At 47.3% G+C, this 21,017-nt stretch carries 21 protein-coding genes; 7 read left to right on the forward strand and 14 right to left on the reverse strand.

The window, feature by feature from the left end:
• Positions 1-20: 20 nt before the first annotated feature.
• From nupQ to malK, 6 genes are all read right to left on the reverse strand, one after another.
• The gene (gene nupQ / locus ACNFN4_RS09700) at positions 21-980 is read right to left on the reverse strand and encodes a guanosine ABC transporter permease NupQ (protein WP_003152071.1); all 960 of its coding nucleotides are present in this window, start codon (positions 978-980) and stop codon (positions 21-23) included.
• Complete coding sequence (locus tag ACNFN4_RS09705; protein WP_012118308.1) at positions 981-2,027, reverse strand: ABC transporter permease; 1,047 nt, start codon at positions 2,025-2,027, stop codon at positions 981-983.
• Positions 2,020-3,552 carry an ABC transporter ATP-binding protein gene (locus tag ACNFN4_RS09710; protein WP_065180458.1) on the reverse strand — a complete coding sequence of 511 codons (1,533 nt, stop codon included), beginning with the start codon at positions 3,550-3,552 and terminating at the stop codon, positions 2,020-2,022. Before ACNFN4_RS09710 ends, ACNFN4_RS09705 begins: the two co-directional genes overlap by 8 nt.
• Before the next feature lie 143 nt (positions 3,553-3,695).
• Positions 3,696-4,769, reverse strand: coding sequence for a BMP family lipoprotein (locus ACNFN4_RS09715; protein WP_448200140.1), 1,074 nt, complete (start codon positions 4,767-4,769; stop codon positions 3,696-3,698).
• 401 nt (positions 4,770-5,170) lie between these two features.
• On the reverse strand, positions 5,171-5,878 hold the full coding sequence (locus ACNFN4_RS09720; protein ID WP_003152077.1) for a response regulator: 708 nt from the start codon (positions 5,876-5,878) through the stop codon (positions 5,171-5,173).
• Positions 5,871-7,472: a malate sensor histidine kinase MalK gene (gene malK, locus ACNFN4_RS09725; protein ID WP_014418754.1), complete on the reverse strand. Its 1,602-nt coding sequence runs from the start codon at positions 7,470-7,472 to the stop codon at positions 5,871-5,873. Before malK ends, ACNFN4_RS09720 begins: the two co-directional genes overlap by 8 nt.
• Positions 7,473-7,646: 174 nt before the next feature.
• On the opposite strand from malK, the gene ACNFN4_RS09730 reads away from it, so the two are divergent.
• The gene (locus ACNFN4_RS09730; RefSeq protein ID WP_007408662.1) at positions 7,647-8,204 is read left to right on the forward strand and encodes a YufK family protein; all 558 of its coding nucleotides are present in this window, start codon (positions 7,647-7,649) and stop codon (positions 8,202-8,204) included.
• Positions 8,205-8,218: 14 nt separating this feature from the next.
• Here the strand turns inward: ACNFN4_RS09730 and ACNFN4_RS09735 are convergent, their stop codons facing one another.
• From ACNFN4_RS09735 to ACNFN4_RS09745, 3 genes are all read right to left on the reverse strand, one after another.
• Positions 8,219-8,632: a thiol-disulfide oxidoreductase DCC family protein gene (locus ACNFN4_RS09735; RefSeq protein WP_014305710.1), complete on the reverse strand. Its 414-nt coding sequence runs from the start codon at positions 8,630-8,632 to the stop codon at positions 8,219-8,221.
• Positions 8,633-8,653: 21 nt separating this feature from the next.
• Positions 8,654-10,528, reverse strand: a complete 1,875-nt coding sequence (locus ACNFN4_RS09740; protein ID WP_014418753.1) for a transglycosylase domain-containing protein — start codon at positions 10,526-10,528, stop codon at positions 8,654-8,656.
• 89 nt (positions 10,529-10,617) lie between these two features.
• Positions 10,618-11,862 carry a multidrug efflux MFS transporter gene (locus ACNFN4_RS09745; RefSeq protein WP_014418752.1) on the reverse strand — a complete coding sequence of 415 codons (1,245 nt, stop codon included), beginning with the start codon at positions 11,860-11,862 and terminating at the stop codon, positions 10,618-10,620.
• Positions 11,863-12,013: 151 nt separating this feature from the next.
• Here ACNFN4_RS09745 and kapD point away from each other — a divergent pair, with 151 nt between their 5' ends.
• Complete coding sequence (gene kapD / locus ACNFN4_RS09750) at positions 12,014-12,631, forward strand: 3'-5' exonuclease KapD (RefSeq protein ID WP_003152084.1); 618 nt, start codon at positions 12,014-12,016, stop codon at positions 12,629-12,631.
• A 24-nt stretch (positions 12,632-12,655) separates the two neighbouring features.
• Here the strand turns inward: kapD and ACNFN4_RS09755 are convergent, their stop codons facing one another.
• The 3 genes from ACNFN4_RS09755 to ACNFN4_RS09765 all read right to left on the reverse strand — a co-directional run bounded on the left by ACNFN4_RS09755 (position 12,656) and on the right by ACNFN4_RS09765 (position 15,659).
• On the reverse strand, positions 12,656-13,042 hold the full coding sequence (locus ACNFN4_RS09755) for a kinase-associated lipoprotein B (protein ID WP_021495358.1): 387 nt from the start codon (positions 13,040-13,042) through the stop codon (positions 12,656-12,658).
• 47 nt (positions 13,043-13,089) lie between these two features.
• Positions 13,090-14,373 (reverse strand): sensor histidine kinase, encoded by a 1,284-nt coding sequence (locus tag ACNFN4_RS09760; protein WP_205160867.1) that lies wholly within the window; start codon positions 14,371-14,373, stop codon positions 13,090-13,092.
• 122 nt (positions 14,374-14,495) lie between these two features.
• Positions 14,496-15,659, reverse strand: a complete 1,164-nt coding sequence (locus ACNFN4_RS09765; protein ID WP_015240471.1) for a MalY/PatB family protein — start codon at positions 15,657-15,659, stop codon at positions 14,496-14,498.
• 86 nt (positions 15,660-15,745) lie between these two features.
• On the opposite strand from ACNFN4_RS09765, the gene ACNFN4_RS09770 reads away from it, so the two are divergent.
• Complete coding sequence (locus tag ACNFN4_RS09770; RefSeq protein WP_014418748.1) at positions 15,746-16,006, forward strand: DUF1871 family protein; 261 nt, start codon at positions 15,746-15,748, stop codon at positions 16,004-16,006.
• Positions 16,007-16,030: 24 nt separating this feature from the next.
• On the opposite strand, the gene ACNFN4_RS09775 is transcribed toward ACNFN4_RS09770, so the two are convergent.
• Positions 16,031-16,852, reverse strand: coding sequence for an alpha/beta fold hydrolase (locus ACNFN4_RS09775; RefSeq protein WP_007408654.1), 822 nt, complete (start codon positions 16,850-16,852; stop codon positions 16,031-16,033).
• A 152-nt stretch (positions 16,853-17,004) separates the two neighbouring features.
• On the opposite strand from ACNFN4_RS09775, the gene ACNFN4_RS09780 reads away from it, so the two are divergent.
• The 3 genes from ACNFN4_RS09780 to yugI all read left to right on the forward strand — a co-directional run bounded on the left by ACNFN4_RS09780 (position 17,005) and on the right by yugI (position 19,265).
• Positions 17,005-17,505, forward strand: coding sequence for an Lrp/AsnC family transcriptional regulator (locus ACNFN4_RS09780; RefSeq protein ID WP_003152098.1), 501 nt, complete (start codon positions 17,005-17,007; stop codon positions 17,503-17,505).
• The gene (locus tag ACNFN4_RS09785) at positions 17,506-18,675 is read left to right on the forward strand and encodes an aminotransferase (protein ID WP_021495355.1); all 1,170 of its coding nucleotides are present in this window, start codon (positions 17,506-17,508) and stop codon (positions 18,673-18,675) included.
• Positions 18,676-18,872: 197 nt separating this feature from the next.
• The gene (gene yugI, locus ACNFN4_RS09790; RefSeq protein WP_007408653.1) at positions 18,873-19,265 is read left to right on the forward strand and encodes a S1 domain-containing post-transcriptional regulator GSP13; all 393 of its coding nucleotides are present in this window, start codon (positions 18,873-18,875) and stop codon (positions 19,263-19,265) included.
• 47 nt (positions 19,266-19,312) lie between these two features.
• On the opposite strand, the gene ACNFN4_RS09795 is transcribed toward yugI, so the two are convergent.
• The gene (locus tag ACNFN4_RS09795) at positions 19,313-19,549 is read right to left on the reverse strand and encodes a DUF378 domain-containing protein (protein WP_003152104.1); all 237 of its coding nucleotides are present in this window, start codon (positions 19,547-19,549) and stop codon (positions 19,313-19,315) included.
• A 230-nt stretch (positions 19,550-19,779) separates the two neighbouring features.
• Here ACNFN4_RS09795 and ACNFN4_RS09800 point away from each other — a divergent pair, with 230 nt between their 5' ends.
• Positions 19,780-20,943: an iron-containing alcohol dehydrogenase gene (locus ACNFN4_RS09800; RefSeq protein WP_448200141.1), complete on the forward strand. Its 1,164-nt coding sequence runs from the start codon at positions 19,780-19,782 to the stop codon at positions 20,941-20,943.
• Positions 20,944-21,017 lie beyond the last annotated feature (74 nt).

Genomic DNA, 21,017 nt, shown 5'->3' on the forward strand with positions numbered 1-21,017 from the left:
ACTCTTTTTTTTTGTGGCAATCAGCGTTTTCCTTTAATGTAAGGGATGCCGTTGGCTTTAGGCGCATCCGCGCGGCCGATGAAGCCGGCAAGCGCGAGAATGGTCAGAATGTAAGGAGCCATCAGCATGTATACATTCGGAATGTCTTTGAACAGGGGCAAAAGCGAGCCGATAATGCTCAAACTCTGTGCAAACCCGAAGAACAGCGCAGCCCCGAGCGCGCCGATCGGATGCCATTTGCCGAAAACCAGCGCGGCGAGAGCGATAAAGCCTTGTCCGGAAATGGTGGAGTGCGTGAAATCAAGCGCGATCGTGGAAGCATATACACCGCCGCCGAGCCCGCCGAACAGCCCGCTGATCATGACGCCGATATAGCGCATGCCGAACACGTTGATTCCCATCGTATCGGCCGCCATCGGATGTTCCCCGACAGAACGGATGCGGAGGCCGAACGGCGTTTTGAATAAAATAAACCAGGAAACAAAGGCCAGTACGATGGCTAAAATCGACGTATAATATACGTCAGAAAAGAAAATCTTTCCTAAAACCGGAATATCGCTTAACCCGGGAATGTTCGTTTTGTAAAAGGGCTCCGGGATTTTATCAGTCTGGGCCTTTCCGTAGATCAGCTTGACGATAAACAGTGTCGCTCCTAATGCGAGCATATTGATCGCCACACCGGTTACCGTCTGATCGGCGCGGAAAGAAACCGCGGCGGCCGCGTGGATCAGTGAGAACAGTCCGCCGGCAATCATAGCCGCAGCCAAGGCGAGCCACGGAGCGGCGGCGCCAAGCTCGCGTCCGAAAAATAAGTTGAACATGACGCTTGTAAAGGCGCCGATAATCATCAGTCCTTCAAGACCGATGTTGACAACTCCCGATCTTTCAGAAAACACGCCGCCGAGAGCGGTTAAAATAAGCGGAGCCGCATATACGAGTGTTGCCGGGACAATAATGGATAAAATCTGCAGGAAGTCCACTTACTTCGCCCCCTTTTTCTTCAATTTATCAAGGATGAGACGGATGGCGTAGCTTGATGCCACAAACAAAATAATAATGGCGATGACGATGTCAACGACTTCAGAAGGCACCCCGGATTCAATCGGCATATTTAATGCCCCGACTTTAAGGCCGCCGAGAAGACATGCCGCCAGAACAACGCCGATTGCCGTGCTGCCGCCGAGAAGCGCAACCGCAATGCCGTCGAAGCCGACGCCGGTAAAGGCGCCCTTAACCGCCGCGTATTGAAAGGTTCCGAGTCCTTCCATCGCGCCGGCAAGCCCTGCGAAGGCGCCGGAAATCATCATGGCGTACATCATATTTTTTCTGACGCTCATTCCGGCGTATTGTGCGGCGTGCTGGTTAAAGCCGACAGCCCGGAATTCAAATCCGCTTTTTGTTTTATGAATGATAAACCACATGAGAACTGCCGCAAACAAAGCGATCAGAATGCCCCAGTGAAGGCGGGAGTAATCTGTCAGCTGCTCTAAAAACGGCGAGCGGAGCGACGCGCTTTCATGAATTTTGTCTGTTTTGTCCCGGTGGTCCGTCATGACATCGGAAATGAGATAATTGGTTAAATGAAGAGCGATATAATTCATCATGATCGTGACAATCACTTCGTGGACAAAAAAACGGGCTTTTAAAAATCCGGGAATCAGGCCCCAAATGCCGCCTGCAGCCGCAGCCGCCAATAACGAAAGCGGAAGGTGGATGTAAGCGGGGGCGTCAAAGGAAGCGCCGACCCACACCGCGGCGGTCCAGCCGACAAGGAGCTGTCCTTCAACCCCGATATTAAACAGGCCGGTCCGAAATGCGAATGCCACGGCCAATCCGGACAAAATATATGGCGTAATCTGCCGGATCGATTCCCCGATGTAATACACTTCACCGAAAATGCCGCTCCAAAGAGCCGAATACCCGCTTACGACATTGTAGCCGCTGGCGAGCATGATGACCGCACCCGCAGCTAACCCAAGGATGATCGCAATCAGCGGCACAGCCAGATGAGAAAGTCGATTAATCATGTGTTTTCCCCGCCTCCATTTGCTTACTTCCCGCCATTAAAAGTCCGAGCTCCTGCTCGTTTGTTTCAAGCGGATTGACGTTTGCGATGATGCTGCCTTCAAAGATGACGGCGATGCGATCGCTGAGATTCATTATTTCATCAAGTTCAAAAGATAACAGAAGCACCGCTTTACCGGCATCACGCTGCTCAATGAGCTTTTTATGGACGAATTCAATCGCGCCGACATCGAGTCCCCGCGTCGGCTGGGCCGCAATTAAAAGATCCGGATTTCTGTCCACTTCCCGGCCGATAATGGCCTTTTGCTGATTCCCCCCGGAGAGAGCGCGCGCAGGCGTATATTCATCCGGTGTTCTGACATCGTATTCTTCAATCAGGCTTCGCGCTTTGTCATAAATCGTGTGTTTATTTAATATGCCGAAAGAAGAGTAGGGCTTTTGGTAATAACTTTGCAGCACGATATTTTCTCCGATCGGAAAATCAAGGACGAGCCCGTGTTTATGCCTGTCCTGCGGTATATGCCCGATTCCGGCTTCAGTGACTTTCCTGGGCGGCATGTTTTGCAGCTGTTTGCCGTTTAACGTGATCGTGCCGGCATTCGTTTTTCTGAGACCTGTAATGGCTTCAATTAATTCAGACTGGCCGTTTCCGTCAACGCCCGCAATGCCGACGATTTCACCGGCTCTGACTGAGAGGGAGAGCTGTTTGACCGCCTCAACGCCGCGCGCGTCTTTAACCGTTACATCAGAAAGTGAAAGCACTTCTTGTTTCGGATCGGCCGCTTGTTTATCCGTCTTGAATGACACTTCGCGTCCGACCATAAGGCTTGCCAGTTCATCTTGATCCGTATGTGCGACATCGAGTGTTGTAATGCCTTTTCCTTTCCGGATGATGGTGACACGGTCGCAGACTTCCATAATCTCTTTTAATTTGTGGGTGATGAGGATGATTGATTTTCCTTCATTGACAAGATTTTTCATAATCTGAATCAGTTCTTGAATTTCGTGCGGGGTCAGCACCGCGGTCGGCTCGTCAAAAATGAGAATGTCGGCGCCCCGGTAGAGGGTCTTTAATATTTCCGCCCGCTGCTGCATACCGACGGAAATATCGGCAACTTTGGCTTCAGGATCAATGTGCAGGCCGTAACGGTCGGAAATATCGCGCACGTCCCGGTCGGCGCGCTGTCTGTCAATTCGGCCGAATGTTTTCGGCTCTTTTCCGAGAATGATATTTTCTGAGACGGTAAAGGTGTCCACAAGCATAAAATGCTGGTGCACCATCCCGATGCCGAGATCGTTGGCTTTGTTCGGGCTGTTGATGTGAACGCGTTCGCCCCGCACCCGGATCTCGCCTTTTTCCGGCTGATACAGACCGAATAAAACGTTCATGAGTGTCGATTTTCCGGCGCCGTTTTCACCGAGAAGGGCGTGTATTTCGCCTTTTTTCACTTGAAGCGTGACGTCATCATTGGCGACGATTCCGGGAAATTCCTTGCGTATATTCAGCATTTCAATGATATAATCCACCGATTTTTGTCGCTCCTTTTCAGAGATACTTTGATGAGAAAGAGCTTGGCAAAAGAAAAGCTGCAAGAGATGCAGCTTTTCCTTCACCGCTCTTTTCAAAAAAGAGAGGGGATAAGCACGGAAGTCTCCTTATCCCCTGGTTCTTACTCAGCCTTGAAGGATTTCAATTCTTTTTCAGTTGAAGGGATCTCGAGTCTGTCCGCGATTTTCTTCTTCCAATCGTCTGTTGCTTTGATGACATCGTCAGAAAGGTTCTCCTTGTGATCCGAGATGCCGACTGCATCTTGCGCCAAACCGTATGTTAATGTTTTGCCGCCCGGGAATTTCCCGTCACTTGCTTTTTTCGTTAAGTCCTCTACGGCTGTATCCACTTTTTTGACCATTGATGTGAGAGTGACATTGTCTTTTGTGCCTTTGACTTGACCTTCCGCGTACTGGTCTTTATCAACACCGATAACCCATACGTTCCGCTTCGGATCTTCTTTTTTCAGATTTTTCGCTTCTGTGAAGACGCCCGTTCCCGTTGCGCCGGCCGCGTGATAAATGACGTCAACGCCTGATTTGTACATACTTTCAGCCGTCGCCTTGCCGACATCGGCTTTGTCAAATCCGCCCGCATATTTCACTTCGACGGTCGCTTTCGGATTTGCGGCTTGTACACCCGCGCGGAAGCCGATTTCGAATTTTTTGATCAATTCAGACTCCATTCCGCCCACGAATCCGACTTTTCCCGTTTTGCTCGATAGCGCAGCGGCCGCTCCCACGAGGAATGAACCTTCCTGTTCCTTAAATGTAAGGCTCGCCACGTTGTCTTTTTTGACAACGGCGTCAATGATCGCAAAATTTGTGTCTTTGCGCTGATCGGCGATTTCGCTGATGGAATCCTGCATCAGATACCCGACGCCGTAAATCAGGTCAAAGTGTTCCCGCGCTAATTTATTTAAGTTCGTTGTATAATCCGCATCTGATTTTGATTGAAGATAGTCAAAACCGCTTTTGCCTTTTGTAAGCCCGTTGTCTTTTCCGAATGCCTGAATACCTTCCCAGGCGGACTGGTTAAATGATTTGTCATCGACACCGCCGATATCCGTTACCATGCCGACGGTAAAGTTTTTGCTGCCGGAGCCGTTTGCTTTGTCACTTGAACCGCATGCGCTTAATATGGTTCCGGCCGCCGCGATGAGCGCCATCGCCATTCCGATTTTGCGTTTTTTCAAAGATATAACCCCCCTGTAAAATATGGCTGTGCCGTTCAATTCAGACTTGAGTCCCCGTACCGGATGCAGAATCGAAAAAACTTTCTGATAATAATGATGAGACGTCTCTCTTTTTCCCGCCTTGAGCGGCTGTCTCTTCCGGGTTTGGGACTTATGACTTATCTGAAAAGATCTGCTAACCAATCATAATTTATCATTTTACCCGCCATAAATAAATAGAAATTTGCTTATTTTTTAAAAAATATCAATTTTATGAATCGGCTTCCTCATCTGGATAAAACAGAGGAGGATCAGCCGGGTCATTATCCTTATATAGCATACAAAAAAGGAATCTCAATCCTTTTGTCACGGGATATGACAGTAAAAAAGCACCGTTCACAGCGGAACGGCGCTTTTTGACATTATAAATATTGTTTGATGCTGCTGACATTGCCGGTGTTGATATGATATTGAAAGACGGGTCTGCCGATCGTGCCGTACGCCATCTCTACATTCAGCACTTGTATGTCTTCCAGAAATTTAAGGTATTTCCGGATGGAGACTTGCGAGATTTCAGTATGCTTGGCGAGATCTTCCGTGGTAAAAGAGCCGTCACCGAAAGACTCAATGCTCGCCCAGATGAGTTTAAGCGTGCTCTTTGTCAATCCCTTCGGAAGGTGAACCTTTTCCGCCGCTTCTTTCTTTTGAAAAAGCTCGGCATCCAATTCTTTCTGTGTCATGCTTCTGTGTGATTGATAAACTTTCTGCTTGCGTCTGTAGTCGGAAAGAGCGGTTTGAAAGCGGTCAAATTCAAATGGTTTGATTAAATAATCGACGGCGCCGTACCGAAGCGTTTTTTTGATGACGTCCAGCTCGCTTGCGGCCGAAATGACGATGACATCAACCGATTCATTTTGCTTGCGGATTTCCGTTAAAAGCTCAAGCCCGTTTTTTCCCGGCATGTAAATGTCAAGAAGGATGAGATCGATATGATGCTCGCTCAGCACGTGCAGCGCACTTTGAAAGGATGATGCGATCCCTTTCAGCTGAAATCCTTCAATCTGGCTGAGATAGCGTTTATTTAATTCACCCACCATGGGGTCGTCTTCAACTATGAGTACATTAATCATCATTTTCCTCCTTCGGTTCATACGGAATGCGAAGACTGAAAGTCGTTCCTTCATTCTTTTCACTTGTCACAATCATATGGCCTTTTAAATTTTCTGTTGCCTGCTGGGTGAAATAGAGGCCGAACCCCCGGTTTGTCCCTTTCGTGGAATAACCTTGTTCAAAAATACGGGCTTGGTCTGCCGCAGACATTCCGGCTCCCGTGTCCGTAATCTCTATATCAAGCTGGCGATCCTGAAACCGCATTGAGCACGTAATGTTTTTTTTCGGCATCTGCGCCACCGCGTCGAGCGCGTTGTTTAACAGGTTTCCGATAATCGTAATGAGCTCATGGATGACGGCCGGATCCGCCGCATTCGGGATCAGGCTGCCGAGCTGAATGTCCAGATCAGCACCCTGTTCGCGTATGTAGCTTTGTTTTCCTAGAAGAAACCCTGCGAGAACCGGACTTTTGACATCACTTATAATCTCGCTTGTTTCCGTCTTCTGCTGAATGGCAATGTCTTTAATGTAAGTGCCGAGATCATCGTATTCTTTTAACTGGACAAGCCCTAAAATGACATGAAGCTTATTCATGAATTCATGAGACTGGGCTCTTAATGCGTTTGCATACATTTTAACACCGGACAGCTGTTCTGCTAAATGTTTGACCTCCGTTTTGTCCCTGAACGTGGCGATCGCTCCGACGGTTTGTCCTTTCAGATGAATCGGAACCTCATTAAAGACCAGCTCAAGCCCGTTAATGCGGATATCCCTGTCCTGAAGCGGTTTTTTCGTTTCAATCACCTGTTTCAGCCGGCTTTTCGGGAGAATATCGTTCACATCTTGATCGACCGGGTTAGTCGGAATACCCATTTTAATAAAAAGCCGTTTCGCTTCCGCATTGGCAAGCTTAATTTTTCCCCGAGCGTCAACCGCCAGGATGCCTTCCTTCGTTGATTCGAGCATGGCGCTCCGCTCTTCCAGCAGGGTGGCGATTTCATAAGGCTCAAGACCGTACATAATGTTTTTGACGGTGCGGGCGACAATGACGGCTCCGATGACGCCGACAAAAATACTTACGCAGATAATGAAATAAAGCGGTCTCAAACTGTGGCTGACGACATCCTGTATTTTGTTAAGCGAAATTCCGACCGAAACGACGCCCACTTGTTTTTTATCTTTTCCATAGATCGGTACGAAGGCTCTCATGGATTTCCCGAGGGTTCCCGCTGATGTGCTCGTTTTGATATGGCCGTGCATCGCCGGCTGTTCGTCTCCGCCGGTGAATTTCTTCCCGATTTTATTTGCGTCGGGGTGGGTGAGGCGGATGCTGTTCATATCCATCACCACGACAAATTCGGTTCCTGTCGTATGCTGGACGTCTAATGTATAATCCCGGAGCTCTTTCAGCCCTTTTCTTGTTTGCAATGCCTGCGTGACACTCGGTGTTTCCGCGACCAGCTTTGCGGTGCGCAGCGCGGTTGTCCGTTCTTCTTCTTTCACGCGGTCTGCTGTTTGGACGCTGATCGTGAAAAAGGTGATACAAAGTGCGATAAGGACGACAATACAGACGAATATCGTTAATCGGGTTTGCAATTTTAATGTTTTTTTCATAACAGCCATCCTTACGTTTATCATTCCCGCGTTCTACTTTACTCCGAAAAAGCCGGTTTGTGAAGATCAGGCCCTTATTTCGTAAAAGTGAGGAAAAATGGTATTTTTTATCTTGTCAATGTGTTTTAAGTCCTCCATAATAAGTGAGGTAGATTACAGAAAGGGACTTTTTATATGAAAAATACTTATTGGACGGGTTATTTTCCGCTCGTTGCGATTCTGCTTTTTAGTTCGTCATTATCCATTTCTACCTCGCTTTATGTCATGAAGATACTTCAGACGCTCGGCATGTATCAGGGGATGCTGGATTATTTCTCTGAGAAAGGGATCAGACTGGCGCTTTTTGCAGCGTTCGCCCTTGTGTATTTTATGCTTTTTTCGGCTTTGAAGCTGATTGCAAACACAGTGACAGAGCTGTCTCTTTTGTTTTTCACAAATGACCCTGAGGGGGACAATCTGAAAAAAATCAGATTAGGCTCTTTAATTTATGTAGGCGGAGGAATTCTTTCCTTTGCGCTTGTGCAGAATGGTTTTTGGATTGCGGCGTTATTTGCCGTTGTTACGCTCGTTTATTTGATTTTCATGGTGTACAGAATCTATTCGACACTCTCTATCGTTTCGCTGATCGGTTTTATATTGCTTGAGATTCTGTTTTGGTTTACTTTTGTTATCGGTATTTTGTACATCTTTATCAAGCTTTATAATAGCATAATGGCTAGCTTACCTGTGTAAGCTAGCCATTTTTGTTAAGACAGAAATCTGTTTTTGATCTCAGGGGAGGGGAGCATGCATGCTTCCCTTTTTCCGAACCATTTGTAACGGCGCCGGGCGATGAAAGAATAGGCTCTGTCCCTGAGGGGGCGGGGCACTGCGAAAAAAACCGCTGACAGCCGCCAGGCTCCGCGGAGATGACGTGAAACCTTTAACACGGCTGCGGATTTTTTGTATATCCGCCCGTTTTCGATAAAAATCATGCTGTCAAATTGTTCTGTCGGAAGTCCTTCTGATGCCAAAAGCTCCCGGGCGGTATCTGATTGCAATGAAGCAAATGAGATTTTGCCGGCCGGATCGCGTTTAATGATGAATTGAACGGCGCCGCTGCATAAGTTGCAGACGCCGTCAAACAAAAGCACGCGGTCCGGAAGCTGAGCTGGTTTCAAAGCGGATCCCCTCCGTTATCTTTAGTAAGCTGCCTGCAGCGTGTTTTTCCAGATCGAAAGCTGAGGGCTTGCGTCATGAAGGTATTCGACGCTTGACGGTGTATCCTTGCCGACCCATACCCCCATCGTATAAGCGTCCGTCAGGCCGACAAACCACATATCGTGATAGTCATTTGACGTTCCTGATTTTCCGCCGACGTACGGAGCTTTAAAGTTCGCTTTCTTTCCTGTACCGCTTTTGACGACGGCTTTCATCATTTCTTTGATCTGCATGTTGGTCCGCACGCTGAATACCTGCGTCGGCTCATCTTTCCATTTTAATATCGTTTTTCCTTTTAAATCAGTCACTTTTGTAATCGCGTGACTCGGCGTATAAACGCCGTTGTTGCCGAACGTGGTGTACGCATTGGTCATTTCAAGCGGCGTCATGCCGTTTGTAAAACCGCCCAGCGCCGCAGGCAGACGGTAATCCGCGCTGACCAGCTTCGCGAAATGAAACGGTTCAAGGTAGCTGAACGCCTTATTGACGCCGACGCGGTCCATGATTCTGATGGCCGGTGTGTTGTACGAGTATTTAAACGCCGTTTCCAGCGTGACCGTGCCGTACGTGCGGTTATTATAGTTCTGCGGGCAGTAATCCGCACTGCAGAATTTGCTTGCGTCAATCTTGCTGTGTGGCGTTGCGCCGGTCTTTTCAATGTAAGGTCCGTAATCAAGCAGCGGCTTAATGGATGAACCGGGCTGTCTGTAAGCTTGATAGGCGCGGTTGAAATCATATTTATGATAATCTTTCCCGCCTGAAAGCGCGATAATCTGATGTGTCTGATGATTAATCACGGCCGCTCCGCCCTGAACGCCTGCATACGGCAGATTTTGATTCACTTGGGCGACGACCTGGTTTTGCATATACGGATTCAGCGCCGTATAAATCTTCACGCCGTCTTTTAACAATGTGCTGACTCTGTCGGAAAGCTCACTCTGTATTTTTTGTTTCGCCTTTCCGGAAGCTTTTTCAAGACGTTTGTCATAGCCTTCGGATGATGAAACAAGCTGTGTGAATTCATCATTTACATAGGAAACATAGTCAGGATATTTATTTGTTTTTTCGTTTATATCAAGCTTGATCTTTTCCTTTTCGGCTTTTTTCAGCTGTTTCCCGGATATAACGCCTGCTTTTTTCAATCCGTTAAGCAATCTGACTTGTCGTTTTTTCGTATAATCAAAATGCTTGAGAGGATCATATAATGTAGGGTTATTAGGGATAGCGCAGATAAAGGCCATCTCTCCCAAAGTGAGAGATTTCAGCGGCTTGCTGAAATAAAATTGCGCCGCCGAACCGACACCGTATACGCCGTTATTAAAATAAATCGTATTTAAGTAGCCTTCTAAAATCTCATCTTTGCTGTATTTTTTCTCAAGCTGATAGGAATAGGCCAGCTCCGTCAGTTTTCGGCTGAAGGTGCGTTCATGGCTTAAATACACATTCCTTGCCAGCTGCTGGGTGATGGTGCTGGCGCCCTGATCAATTTTATGATCTTTGAAATTGGAGGCGGCCGCCCTGACCATCCCCATAAAGTCAAACCCTTTATGCTCATAAAAATGACGGTCTTCAGAGGTTAAAAACAGCTGTTTTACCTCATTCGGTATTTTATTAAAGGGCACGATCACGCGGTTCTCATGATCGCTGACAATCTCAGAAACAAGGCTTCCGTCCCTGTCATACATGTAACTGTTTTGAACCAGGTTGATCGCTTTTAAATCAATATGTTTATCGAGCACCTGATCAAAAGGCTTGATTTGTTTTACCTCTTTGCCGGAAGCAATAACTGTAAATGCAAACAACGGGATAATGCCGAGCAGCAAAATCCATCCGATTATTTTACGTACCATGGTCACTCTCTTTTCTCCTGATTTCTAGCCATATCGTATCATTCTTTTAAGAATACGAGAAGGTTAAATTTAGAAGAAATCGTGATCGCTGCCGGTCAGCCCGCATTTGACGCTGTATCCTTTTGCAAATGTCCCGCCATCCATAAAAGCCCCGCGCCTATTAAAAAGAGAAAGGCGGTGACGTAGAAAGCAGCCGAAATGGAAAAACCGCTCGAGACCGCACCTCCGAGCAGAGGGCCGAGCACATTTCCGAGAAAACGAAAGCTGACGTTATAGCCGAGCACCTCTCCCTGGATGCTGCCCGGCGCCCTGACGCGGATCGCGGCCGTAATGCAGGGGAGCGTGCCGCCCATGACCATGCCGAACAGAAATCTGAAGACTAACAGAATGGAGAGGGAGGAGGCGAGCGCCTGCGGAATGAAAAACACCGCTGAGGCAATCAAAAGCACGATTAAGATCCGGCTGTGGCCGAAGCGGTCGCCGAAGTCCCCCCATTTCCGGGCAAGCAATAAGCTTCCGAGTCCGGTCGCTGAAAACGCCATTCCGGAGAAAAAAGCTAAATTAACAGGTCCGTGCAGCTCATTGACATATAAAGCGAGCAGCGGCTGGATGCTGAAATTGCCGGTCTGCACGATCATAGTAAGCACCATCATCGCCCAAAGCGCGGGCTGGTGAAAAATATAAGAGAGCACCTGTTTTCTGGAGTAGGTTTTCCGCTTGTTTTGTTTCTCGCCGAGCGGCTGCTCATTCACCTGAAATAAAACGAGAAGCACAGATGCGAAAATGACAAAAGACGTAATAAAAAATGTGTACGTAAACCCGAAGCTGTCAGCGAGCAGCCCGCCCAGCATCGGTCCGAATAAAGTGCCTGACACCTGACCCATCTGCAGCGTGCCGAGCGTCTTCCCGGCAGTCTCTTTCGGCGTCTGCGCCGAAATCATGGCAAGCGATGTCGGAACAAAGCCTGTTACTAGACCCATAAGCAGCCGCAGGACAAACAGCTGATAAACGGATGTCACAAACCCCATCAATAAAATGCTGATGGCAATGCCGGTTCCTGTAATCAAGAGAATTTTTTTGTAGCCGCGCTTATCGCCGAATCTTCCCCAAAACGGGGAAATCACAAATGCCATTAAAAACGTGACGCCGAACACATACCCGCTCCATCTCTGCACATACCCGCCCGAATGGGGGCTGATCGTTTCGATATATAACGAAAGAAACGGAACAATCATGGTCATGCTGGCGGAAATAAAGAAATTTGTAATCCAAATGACGACGAAGTTCTTCTTACGGACAGAAATAACATCACCTTCTTTACTTTTCGTGTATCTAATCATTAGTATATAGGAATGAATCCGGTATTTGTATTTTCGATGCGGATATAGGAAAATTCATTATTTTTGGAAAATGAAGAAAGTTTCAGAGGGGAAACTGATATACTATCATAAAATATCATTTTTGATCGGAGGAAAGGCAGGTGTAAAAAAAGTGGATCAGCGCAGTCTGCTCATTATTGATTTTGAATTTACAATGCCTGACGGAAAATACAGCCCGCAAAATTTCTTTCCCGAGATTATTGAAGCGGGGATTGTCAAGACGGTGAATGATGAAGTGACTGAAACGTTTTCGAGTTATATCAAACCGAAAAAATTTCCGAAGCTGACGAAACGATGCAAAACCTTTCTGAACATCACCCAAAAAGACGTGGACGGCGGAATCACGTTTAATGAATTCATCCGCAAATTAAATGAGCTTGATCCTGATAAAAACTGCACGATCGTCACCTGGGGCAATATGGATATGAAAGTGTTAAAGCAAAATTGCATGTTTAACCATATCCCTTTTCCGTTCAAAGGAGAACTTCGGGATCTGTCCCTTGAATACAAAAACTTCTTCGGCGACAGAACATTGACCGGCCTTTGGAAAGCGGCAGAAGAGTATGGCGATAAAGGGACGGGCACGCATCATAAAGCGCTGGATGATGCGAGGACGACATACAAATTATTCAAGCTTGTCGAGCGGGATAAACAATATCTTGAAAAACCGAAACCTCCGACGATCGGTGATCGCGTCGATCTGACTGAACTGTTTCGCCGGGCCACATAAAAAAACCCAATCATGCCGACTGGGTCAAGTTCTTTTAAAATAGTCACGCTCTAACGCGGCCAAGTTGGCGAGCGAACGTTCCGCCCATTCTGAGCCGTCCGCTGTAAGCTGATCTTTCAGCCGGGCAGACGCCGCTTGTAAGGAAGCCGTATAATCAGGCACCTCGCCATCAAACGGTTTGACCATCTGATGCGGTATGTTTGTCTGTTCCCCGAATGCAAGCGCTCTTCTTTCATGAAAAAACGGAACATCCGCCTGCTTCGGATGATGAAGATCTCCTTGAGCGGGATGCGTCAGAACGGCTTTAATTTTCACTAAATAGTGATTGGGCCTGACGTCTGTCACTTCCCCTATGTATGCTCCTGTTTTATAAAACCCTTTTACGATTGTGCCGATTTCAAACGTATTCATAGCGTTCACCTCTCTCTAGTTATTCTATAAAAGATCAACGCGGTTGGCTAGTGAACAGCTGCCGGAAGCCTGACTGAGGCCGTTGTGCCCGAGTGCTCGCCGCTGGTGAAACAGACGGAGCCTTCATGATGCTGAATAATCGAGAATGTCACGGTAAGCCCGAGCCCGGTGCCGTTCGTTTTCAGCGTATAATACGGCTTGCCGAGTTTCTGCAGTTCTTCATCGGACATGCCGATTCCGTTATCCGTAATCTGAATGAGAATCATCTCTTCCTGTTTTTGGACGGAGACCTCGATTCGGCCGTTTTCAGAGGGCACGGCTTCAATACTGTTTTTAATCAGATTAATGAAGGCCTGTTTCAGTTTTTTTACATCGCCGAACACATATAAATCAGGCTCGCTTCGAACCGTAACGGTCACCGATTTAAAATGGGCATAAGACTCCATTAAGGAACCTGTTTCCTTTACGAGCAGAGAAATATCAAACTTTTCTTTTTCATAGTCATCCTGCTTCGCCATATCGAGATAATTCGTAATGATCGTCTGAGCCCGGTCGAGTTCGGACAGCACAAGTTTCTGATATCCGGAGTGGGATTTGTCCTGAAGCTGCTCGCCGCTGAACAGCAGCTGCACAAAACCTCTGACGACCGTAAGCGGATTGCGGACTTCATGGGCGACGCTTGCCGCAAGCTCGCTGACGACGGCCATTTTTTCTGAGTGAATCAGCCTTGCCCGCATGGACGCATTCTCATCAATGATCTCAATCAAATAAATGCACAGCAAAAGGGCGCTGACTTGAAAAAAAACAGATACTGCCGCCTCATAATAAACGGAAGATGGATTTTGAAAATTGAAAATATTGGTCGCGGAATAGATGAAGACAGATGCGGTTAATAAGGCGGTTTCAGTGCAGCCGATGAGAAGAGCGAAAAGCAGTTTCTTCCGCTTTGAAAAAAAAGGCCATTTCGTTTGGAGTTGGATAGGGATGATGATTAAAAAAGGAATTAAGGATAAGAAAAAAAGAGCGGAAGGTTCAAACCATATGAGCTGAAAAAAAACGGATGCCGCCCCTGCGGCAAGTCCTGCGCCGGTACCGGAATAAAGCAGGCAGACGATAATGGGAATCAGCTGCAAACCGTAACGGACGGAATGAAGCTCCTGGATGGGAAAAGCCGTACATAATAAGGAAGATGACGCTGCAAATACGGCGACCAGCAGGCGGTTCGCTCTCGGCACAAGCAAATCGGGCTTGCTGAGCCAGAAGACTTGATAAAGAAAAATAGGGAATAAAATAAAAGAGAAGTGAAGCAGGTAATCCTTTACAATCTCCATTTATGCGAAATCCTTTCCTATGTAAATATGAATCTATTATAACATCTTTACCGGAAAAAAAAGTATATATTTCTCTAAAGCGAACGCCCTTATCTCATCTGATAAAGGCGTTCTTTCCGCTGCTAAGCGAGCGCTGCTTTCATTCTCTCAAGCCCTTCTTTTACGGCGGCGGCTGAACAGCCGACATTAAGTCTCATAAATCCTTCGCCGCCCGGTCCGTATTTTGTTCCCGGCTCTAATATGATTTTCCCTTTTTTGAGCATTCTTTCTTTGAGCTCGGCATCCGAAAATCCGTACTCGCTGAAATCCATCCAGATCAAATAGGAAGCGTCGGGCTTCATCATACGGACTTTCGGCAATTCTTTTCTTAAAAAGTCCTCAGCCAATTTCATATTCCCTTCAATGTAAGGAATCAGCGCGTCAAGCCAAGGGCCTCCCTTTGTATAAGCCGCTTCGATTGCTGCAACCGCAAATGTGTTGAGGCTGGAAATCCCGTTCTGATGCAATGCGGCGGAGAATTTCGCCCGCTTATACCGATCGGGAATGATAATGGCGGATGCCTGAATGCCGGCAATATTAAACGTCTTGCTCGGCGCGACACAAGTAACGGAAATCCGCGCAAACTCCTCAGACAGAGAAGCGAAAGGCGTATGCGGCTTTCCGTACAGCATCAAGTCGGAATGTATCTCGTCAGAAACGACGGTGACGTTATGGGCGGCGCACAGCGATCCGAGCTTCATAAGCTCATCCCGGCTCCACGCTCTGCCGGACGGATTGTGGGGGTTACAAAGAATCATCAGCTTGACCTCAGAATCGTTCAGCTTTTTCTCAAGATCCTCAAAATCCATACAGTAGACGCCATTTTCTTCCCGTAATGGGTTATGTAAAACCTGCCGTTTGTTTTCCTTGATCATCTGATAAAAAGGCGTATACACCGGTGATTGAATCAACACCGGATCGCCCGGTTCGGTAAAGGCTTGTACGGCCATGCTGATTGCCGTGACAACACCGGGACTGAACGCGATGCTTGCGGGATCGGGCCGGTAGCCGTGCCGCGTCTCAAGCCATGAAGCGACGGCTTCTCTTGTGTTTTCGTCAGGAGACGTATAACCGAATATGCCGTGGTCAAGGCGGGCTTTTAAGGCGTCAGTGACCGCTTCGGGAGCGCGGAAATCCATATCGGCAACCCACATCGGAAGCGCATCCGATACGCCGAATAACGCTTCCGCCTTGTCCCATTTCACCGATTGTGTGCCAAGACGGTTTTCTCGAAGATCAAAGTTCATGTATGTCACTCCTGTAGTATCATTATTTTGCACAGCGTATCTATGATAAAATAGAATTGCAAACTTTATTATAAGCGGTGATGAAAATGGAAGAAAGCCAAGCGGTCATGGAAATGATGAAAATCATTGCCAAGTGGGACCCGTTTAAATATGGAGAAGATTTTTATGAGACAGAAGCCGTCGACATCGTTCAGGCCGTCTATAGTGAAGACCGTGCCGACAAGCTGGCAGCAGCCATTCAGGATATCTTTGAAGCTTCATTTGAGCAAAAGCTTCCGATCGAAGGCTGCCAAAAGGCCGCCGAGCAGCTTCTGTCCATAAAAGAAAGCAGCTCCTGCACCCCTTAAAAACCGGCGGTTCCGCCGGTTTTTTTATTGAATAAATTCAAAAATCCGCTCCGAAACAAACTCCGGGCGCTCTTCGGGTACGAGGTGCCCCGTATCCTTCAGTGAATACAGAATGGAATCCGGCAGGTCGTCATGAAGCCGTTTTCCGACTGAGACCGGAACGACCCGGTCTTCTTCTCCCCAGATTAAAAGAGCGGGGTTTTGCACTTTCTTCAAATCCTCGGGCTCTAAATCGCCCTCCCTGTGTCTGATAAACCTTGTCATCGCTTTGAAAATCTGGCGGTCTGTAAATGGTTTTTCGTAACCGTCAATCATTTCCTGATCGATAAGCGTCCGGTCGTGAACGACATTTAACAGGTTGTTCAGCACGCCGTCTTTTGAAAGCCAATACTTAAGATACAGGTCAAAACAAGGGAGATGCGTCCCGAATATAATCGACGGGTGCGAGCGCTTTAAATACCCCGAGCTGCACAGCAGGACGATTTTAGAAAAAAGCTCGGGTCTGAGAAGAGACGCGGATAAGGAAATCTGGCCGCCCATTGAATGGCCGATGAGTGCGGCCCGGCTGATACCGAGCTTTTCCAGAAGTCCGATCAGAAGCTTGGCGAGGTTTGCGTAAGTATATACGAAAGTCCGTGACTTTTCCGATTGCCCGAAAGGAGGCAGGTCAACGGCGATAATATCATAATGGTTTCTGAGCAGCGGGATCAGTTTTCTGAAGCTGAATGCCGAAGATAAAAAACCGTGTACGCAGACGAGTGTCTGTCTGCCGGGATTTTCATAATGCTCGTAATATAGCTCAACTCCGTCTATCGCGGCCCGTTTAATCGGTGAAACAGCTTCCATGAGAGCCTTCGCCGTCCTTTCTTTGTTGTAATGTAAAGTCTTTTTTGATTGTCAGATTTTAGCTCTGGTTTCTTTCGGGTTTTTCTTAGCATTTGTCGAAAATCGTGATATAATGTCATGAAGATTTTTGATAATGCAAAGGTGTGAAACGTATGAAGCTGACCGAAAAAGAAACAGAAATATTAGAAATTTTAGACGAAAACAGCCGCGTTGATGCGGAAACGATTGCGAAAATGGCAAACATTCCCGCTGAAGAAGTCAAAAGCATCATTGAAAAGCTTGAAAAGGAAAAAGTCATCATTGATTATGCGGCGATGATCGACTGGCGCAAAGTCGACGGTTTGGAAGGCGTCACGGCGATGATTGACGTAAAAGTCACTCCGAAACGAAATGTCGGCTTTGATGAAGTCGCTGAGCGGATATACAGATTCCAGGAAGTTGAATCAGTGTACCTGATGTCAGGGGTGTATGACTTATCTGTCGTTATTCGCGGCAACACGATGTCAGATGTGGCAAGCTTCGTGTCTGAAAAATTGTCCACCCTTGAGTCTGTCGTTTCCACGACAACGCACTTCATCCTGAAAAAATATAAGCATGACGGCAAAGTCTTTGAAAGCGGAGACGATGACAAAAGAATCGTGGTGTCTCCGTAAATGGAAACGAAGACTTCTTATTTATCTGACTACGTGCAGCAGATTAAACCGTCAGGCATCCGCAAATTCTTTGATCTGGCCGCTACGATGGAAGGCGTCATTTCACTGGGAGTGGGAGAGCCTGACTTTGTGACGGCCTGGAACGTGAGGGAAGCGAGTATTCTTTCTTTAGAACAGGGTTATACGGCTTATACGGCAAATGCGGGTCTTTATGAACTGAGAGAAGAAATCAGCCGCTATTTAGATCAGCGGTTCGGCCTGAGTTATTCGCCTGACAGTGAACTGATCGTTACTGTAGGGGCAAGCCAGGCGCTTGATCTCGCTGTCCGCGCCATTATGAATCCTGGAGAAGAAATGTTAATTCCCGAACCGTGTTTTGTCGCATATGAATCACTCGTGACCCTGACGGGGGCGAAGCCGGTGCCGATTCAGACTGTCGCTGCAAAAGGTTTCAAAGCATCAGCAGCCGATTTTGAAGCAGCCCTGACGGACAAAACAAAAGCGCTGCTTCTATGTTCGCCGTCAAATCCGACAGGTTCTGTCTATTCGAAAGAAGAGCTTGAATCCATCGCTGCTTTCGCTGAAAAACACGACTTGATCGTGCTTGCCGATGAAATTTATGCCGAGCTGACGTATGATGAGCCATTCACGAGCATGGGGGCCATCCGCGGCATGAAGGAACGCACGGTTCTCATTTCCGGCTTCTCCAAAGCATTTGCCATGACGGGATGGAGACTCGGGTTTACGGCGGCGCCTCCAGTGATCAGGGATGCGATGCTCAAAATTCATCAGCACGCGATGATGTGCGCGCCTTCCATGGCTCAGTACGCGGCACTTGAAGGGCTGAAAAACGGCCAGGAAGACGTCGAAAGAATGAAGAAAAGCTATCGGAGACGCCGAAACCTGATTGTGGAGACATTGAACGAAATCGGACTCGGCTGCCACCACCCCGGCGGAGCATTTTACGCCTTTCCTTCCATTCAGTCGACTGGCATGAGTTCAGAAGAATTCGCGGAACAGCTGCTCATTGAGGAAAAAGTAGCCGTCGTTCCGGGGAATGTGTTCGGCCCGAGCGGCGAAGGCTACATCAGATGTTCCTATGCGACATCCATTGAGCAGATTCAGGAAGCGCTCGTCAGAATCAAACGGTTTGTTGAAAAAAAGGCATAAAAAAAGATACGAACCCGGTTCGCATCCAAATAAAAGGGGGGGAATACTAGAAAGCCTTCGTAATCATAGTATACCCCCATTTTTCTGTGCTTAAACATGATCATGTAAAAAAGTTCTCTTTGCGAAAAACAAACTTGTATGATATAATTTTAAATTGCGTATAATCTGTATTTAATTTAACTTAGGAGTTGTTATGAATGGCAGCAAAATTTGAAGTGGGCAGTGTTTACACTGGTAAAGTAACAGGATTACAAGCGTATGGTGCGTTTGTTGCATTAGATGAAGAAACTCAAGGACTTGTTCACATTTCTGAAGTCACTCACGGTTTCGTAAAAGACATTAACGAGCACCTTTCTATCGGTGACGAAGTACAAGTAAAAGTACTTGCGGTTGACGAAGAAAAAGGCAAAATCAGCCTTTCTATCCGTGCGACTCAAGCGGCGCCTGAAAGAAAAGAAAGCAAACCAAGAAAACCGAAAGCGGCTCAAGCTTCTGAAGAAACATCTGCTCCGCAAGGTTTCAACACATTGAAAGATAAGCTTGAAGAGTGGATTGAACAGTCCAACCGCAAAGACCTTATCAAAAAATAATCATCAAAAAAAGCACCGGATATGTATGTTCGGTGCTTTTTTTATGTTTATCTGACTTCCGGATTTGCCGCTTCCTCGCGGGATGTTTCTTCGTTCGGCTTAAACAGCAGGCCGAGATTGATCAGACCGGCGATGCCGACAAGACCGTAAATAATCCGCGACAGAGCTGATCCTTGGCCGCCGAAGATGGCTGCTACTAAATCAAATTGGAAAAATCCGATCAGTCCCCAGTTAATAGCGCCGATAATCGTTAATACGAGACAGATACGCTGAATAACACTCATGTAAACAACCTCCTCTATGAATTCGTGAAACAGTTATAGATTGTGACAAAGCAAAGAATCTATGCATACTACATTCTCCGCCGTGTAAATCACACACTGTCTCAAGCTGTACAAGTGCCTTTCCCGGGAAGCCGCTGTCTGTAAACCGTGTGATGTGCCGTCAAAAAAGCGGATTGCTTTACATTGAATGTCATCTTTCTGCATAATATAAATCCAAAGGAGGAGATGTCATGCAAAACTTTACATATTGGAATCCGACCAAATTGATTTTCGGAAAGGGAGAGGTCGAAAAACTTCCTGAAGAAATCAAGCCGTACGGAAAGAACGTACTGCTCGTATACGGGGGCGGCAGCATTAAGCGCAGCGGTCTTTATGATCAAGTAACCGAACTGCTGAAAAAAGCAGGAGTTACCGTACATGAATTGGCAGGCGTAGAGCCGAATCCGCGTGTCTCAACGGTGAACAAAGGTGTTGCGCTCTGTAAAAAAAACAGCATCGATTTCTTATTGGCCGTCGGCGGCGGAAGTGTCATTGACTGCACGAAAGCCATCGCGGCGGGCGCTAAATATGACGGCGACGCGTGGGATATCGTCACGAAAAAACACCAGCCGAAAGAAGCGCTGCCGTTCGGAACAGTGCTGACACTTGCGGCAACCGGTTCAGAGATGAACTCCGGATCAGTCATCACAAACTGGGAGACACAAGAGAAATACGGATGGGGGAGCCCGCTCGTTTACCCTAAATTCTCTATTCTCGATCCGGTAAACACATTTACCGTTCCGAAAGACCACACCATTTACGGCATGGTCGATATGATGAGCCATGTGTTTGAACAATATTTCCACCACACGTCAAACACGCCGTATCAGGACCGGATGTGTGAATCGCTTCTGCGCACGGTGATTGAAACAGCGCCGAAGCTGATCAATGATCTGGAGAACTACGAGCTTCGTGAGACGATTTTATATACAGGCACGATCGCATTAAACGGAATGCTGTCAATGGGCGCAAGAGGGGATTGGGCCACACACAACATCGAGCATGCGGTATCAGCGGTTTATGATATACCGCACGCCGGAGGTTTAGCGATTCTGTTCCCGAACTGGATGAGACATGTGCTCAAAGAAAATCCGGTCCGCTTTAAACAGCTTGCCGTCCGTGTCTTCGATATTGACGAGACAGGCAAATCAGATGAAGAGATCGCACTTGAAGGAATCAGCAAGCTGTCTGATTTCTGGACGAGCCTCGGCGCTCCGAACAGACTCGCTGATTATGATATTTCTGATGAGAAGCTGGATACGATTGCAGATAAAGCGATGGCAAACGGAGCATTCGGACAGTTCAAGTCACTGCAGAAAGAAGACGTGCTTGCGATACTGAAAGCATCATTGTAATAACATAAAGGGGGCGGCCGGATTGGCAGCTCCTTTTTTTCTGTGTTATAGTAATTCCCTTACGATTTTTTTGG

The sequence above is a fragment of the Bacillus sp. N1(2025) genome (assembly GCF_053470005.1).